Source organism: Actinomadura sp. BRA 177 (assembly GCF_013372625.1).
Lineage (GTDB): Bacteria > Actinomycetota > Actinomycetes > Streptosporangiales > Streptosporangiaceae > Spirillospora.
In genome coordinates, this window is the sequence record NZ_JABXFD010000592.1 from 1 (window position 1) to 4,105 (window position 4,105).

Annotated in this window: 2 protein-coding genes and 1 pseudogene; all 3 read left to right on the top strand. The window is 71.4% G+C overall.

The window, feature by feature from the left end:
- Positions 1-160 precede the first annotated feature (160 nt).
- On the top strand, positions 161-997 hold the full coding sequence (locus tag HUX53_RS33530; RefSeq protein WP_255205898.1) for a polysaccharide deacetylase family protein: 837 nt from the start codon (positions 161-163) through the stop codon (positions 995-997).
- A 237-nt stretch (positions 998-1,234) separates the two neighbouring features.
- Complete coding sequence (rpsA, locus tag HUX53_RS33535; RefSeq protein WP_176407276.1) at positions 1,235-2,722, top strand: 30S ribosomal protein S1; 1,488 nt, start codon at positions 1,235-1,237, stop codon at positions 2,720-2,722.
- Between the two features lie 218 nt (positions 2,723-2,940).
- Positions 2,941-4,105 (top strand): annotated as a pseudogene (locus HUX53_RS33540) (endonuclease/exonuclease/phosphatase); the annotation flags it as partial.

Consider the following 4,105-nt stretch of genomic DNA (forward strand, 5'->3'; position numbering starts at 1 on the left):
AGATGTGAATAGGGGCCGGGGTGGGCCGCCCGCGCCGGCGGGATCGGGGTCCGCGGGGCCGTCCGGGTCGCCGTCGGCGTCCGCTTCCGCGCCGATTCCGGCGGCGGCGCCCGCGGCGGTGGCGGCCAAGGCGAACGAGCTGGGGCAGGTGCCGGTGATCATGTACCACCGGATCCTGCCGAAGCCCGAGCTGTCGCTGGACCGGTCGACCAAGGAGCTGTACGACGAGCTGACCCGGCTCGCCAAGGACGGCTACTACCCGATCACGGCGGCCGAGTTCGTCAGCGGGCGGTTCAACGTCCCGGCGGGCAAGCACCCGGTGGTGCTGACGTTCGACGACAGCACGCCGGGGCATTTCGGGCTGGACGCGCAGGGCAATCCGAAGCCGGACACGGCCGTCGCGATCATCGAGCGGGTCGCGCGGGAGAACCCGGGGTTCCGTCCGGTGGCGACGTTCTACCTGAACAAGGACCTGTTCGGGATGGACGACGTGCAGGCGGCGGCGGGGCTGAAGTGGCTGCGGCAGCACGGGTTCGAGATCGGCAACCACACGATGACGCACCCCAGCCTGTCCGGGATGTCCGAAAAGGGGGTGCGCAAGGAGATCGGCGGCATGGAGGACGAGATCGTCAAGCTCACCGGGGCGCACACCACCACGTTCGCCTACCCGTTCGGTTCCGTCCCGAAGAAGGAGAAGTGGGCCGAGAAGGAGGACGGGCGGTACGCCTTCACGGGCATGTTCCTGGCCGGCTGGCGGCCGTCGCTGTCGCCGTTCGACGGCGACTTCGACCGGTGGAAGATCGACCGGGTCCGGTCCGAGGGCAAGATCAAGGAGAACGACTGCAAGAAGTACTGCTCGACCGCTTGGCTGGAGTACCTGGACAAGCACCCCGAGGAGCGGTACACATCTGACGGGGACCCGAACACCGTGACGTTTCCGAAGGCCGCCGAGGACCGGCTCGCCAAGGAGTACCGGGCTCGTGCGCGGACGTACTGATCATCGCCGCCCCGTGCGGATTGACCACGCGAGATTGGTCCCATATCCTGATCGCTGCGCTGTGGGCCTGCGCGCGCTTCGGACGGAGCAGGCTCGCGCTCGGTCAGGTCGGCGACAACGGTTCGGTTCACCGGCGCGGCACGGTCCGCGTCCCATTCCGGTCTTCGGCAGGGCGGATAACGGCCCTCCGCGCACAACCCACACGACTTCCATGTCCGTACCGGAGCCAGCCGACACATGACGAGCAGCACCGAGGCCACCTCGACCACCCCGCAGGTAGCGGTCAACGACATCGGGTCGCAGGAAGCCTTCCTCGCGGCGATCGATGAGACCATCAAGTACTTCAACGACGGCGACATTGTCGAAGGCACTGTCGTCAAGGTCGATCGTGACGAGGTCCTCCTCGACATCGGCTACAAGACCGAGGGCGTCATCCCCTCGCGCGAGCTCTCCATCAAGCACGACGTCGACCCCAACGAGGTCGTCACCGTCGGAGACCACGTCGAGGCCCTCGTCCTCCAGAAGGAGGACAAGGAAGGCCGTCTGATCCTGTCCAAGAAGCGCGCCCAGTACGAGCGCGCCTGGGGCACGATCGAGAAGATCAAGGACGAGGACGGCATCGTCACCGGCACGGTCATCGAGGTCGTCAAGGGCGGCCTCATCCTCGACATCGGGCTGCGCGGCTTCCTGCCCGCGTCGCTGGTCGAGATGCGCCGCGTCCGCGACCTGCAGCCCTACGTCGGCCGCGAGCTCGAGGCCAAGATCATCGAGCTGGACAAGAACCGCAACAACGTGGTGCTGTCCCGCCGCGCCTGGCTGGAGCAGACGCAGAGCGAGGTCCGCCAGACCTTCCTCAACACGCTGCAGAAGGGCCAGGTCCGCAAGGGCGTCGTGTCCTCGATCGTCAACTTCGGCGCGTTCGTCGACCTCGGCGGCGTGGACGGACTGGTGCACGTCTCCGAGCTGTCCTGGAAGCACATCGACCACCCGTCCGAGGTCGTCGAGGTCGGCCAGGAGGTCACGGTCGAGGTCCTGGACGTCGACATGGAGCGCGAGCGCGTCTCCCTGTCGCTCAAGGCGACCCAGGAAGACCCGTGGCAGCAGTTCGCCCGCACCCACCAGATCGGCCAGGTCGTGCCGGGCCGCGTCACCAAGCTGGTGCCGTTCGGCGCGTTCGTCCGGGTCGAGGAGGGCATCGAGGGCCTGGTGCACATCTCCGAGCTGGCCGAGCGGCACGTGGAGATCCCCGAGCAGGTCGTCCAGGTCGGCGACGAGATCTTCGTGAAGATCATCGACATCGACCTCGACCGGCGCCGCATCAGCCTGTCGCTGAAGCAGGCCAACGAGGGCGCGGCCAGCATGGAGGAAGAGGACTTCGACCCCACGCTGTACGGGATGCCCGCCGAGTACGACGAGCAGGGCAACTACAAGTACCCCGAGGGCTTCGACGCCGAGACCGGCGAGTGGCTGGAGGGCTTCGACGAGCAGCGGGAGACCTGGGAGCGGCAGTACGCCGAGGCCCGCACCCGCTTCGACGCCCACCGCAAGCAGATCGAGGAGGCCCGCAAGGCCGAGGCGGAGGCCGGTGCCGAGCCGACCGCCGCCGCCGGCGGCGGCGGCGAGACCTCCTACTCCGGCGGCGGCGAGAGCGAGTCCGGCGGTGGCGCCCTCGCCACCGACGAGGCGCTCGCCGCGCTGCGGGAGAAGCTCTCCGGCGGCCAGTGAGCCGCCGCCTCCCCCGGCGGCCGGACCCGTCCGGCCCGCCGGGGGAGGACGCCCGCTGACAACGCGACGGTGAACAACACGAACACGGCCGGAGAACGATCTTCTGGATCGGCCTCCGGCCGTGCTTCGCTTGCGTCACGATGGCGGAGGGCCCGCGTGCCCCCCGACGCTTCACCACACCCCCGAAGGTCCGCTCGTCCCCGGGAGCTCTCGTTCAATTGGCCAGCACAGACGCCGACGTCGGCACCAGGACCGGCGGCCCCGCCGCGGCCGGCCCCTCGATCGTCCCGCAGGGCCCCGCCCGGCTCGCGCTGATCGCGGTCACCGTCGCGGTCCTCGCGCAGACCCTGCGGTTCTCGCTGCCGCAGCTCGACCACTTCGCCGACCGGGCCGGCTTCCCGGTCGCCGCGGCCGGCGTGCTGGTCATCTACCTCGCCGGGTTCGCCGCCCCGCTGATCCGCCGCGCCGCCGGCCCGCGCGGGCTGCTACTCGCCGGCGTCGGCGGGCTGTTCGCGGTCCGGCTGCTCGCGCAGGCCGTCGACCCGCGCACCTGGCTCGCGTTCGCCGGCACCGCGATCGGCATGATCGCCCTCGCGGCGCTGTACGAGGGCGCCCGCGGCCTGTCCGGGGTCGGCTTCGCCACCGCGGCCGTCGCGGGCCTGTCCATCGACACCGCCGTGCGGATGTGCTTCGCCACCTGGGACCCGGTCTGGCGGGACGGCATCGGCCCGTGGCTGGTGTGCCTGGCGTTCGTCGGCGCCGGCGCCGCCGCGCTCTACCGCGAGGTGGCGTCCGGGCCCGTCGCCGCGCCCGGGGTGTCCTGGCGGGACGCGCTGGGCGCCGCCGCGCTCGGGCCGTTCCTCGCGCTGCAGGTCCTCGTCCTGTCCAGCCCCGCGTTCGTCGCGTCGTCCGGCTGGCAGTCGCTGACCGCCGCGCACGTCACGATCGTCATCGGGCAGGGGTTCGCGCTGGCGTTCCTCGCCTCCGGGCTCGCCGTGCGGGCGGTGCCCGGCGGCCTGTGCGTGCTCGGCGGGACGGTCCTCGGCGTCGGCACCGGCGCGGTCGCCGGGACGTACGCGATCTCCGGCATCGAGGTCGTGCCGATCGTCATCGTCGGCCAGGTGATGGCGGCGTGGCTGCTGGCCGTGGCGGTGCGGGCGCCGCTGCGCCGCGCCGGGGACGGCGGGCCGGTCTGGCGGATCGACGCCGGCGCCGCGCTCGGCGGCCTGCTGGTCGCCGCGATCCTGATTCCGTACCAGGTCAGCGCGGTGTCGCCGCTGCCGTTCCCGAACAACCTGCTGCCCGGCCTCGCCGGGATCCTGCTCGGCGCGCTCGCCGCGTTCGCGGCGGCCCGCGGCGGCCCGCTGCCCGCCCGCGCCCCGC

What these genes read in the sequence shown, in the direction of transcription:
- HUX53_RS33530 (WP_255205898.1), top strand. Translation starts at nt 161, where the DNA reads ATGTACCACCGGATCCTGCCGAAGCCCGAGCTGTCGCTGGACCGGTCG.
- rpsA (WP_176407276.1), top strand. Translation starts at nt 1,235, where the DNA reads ATGACGAGCAGCACCGAGGCCACCTCGACCACCCCGCAGGTAGCGGTC.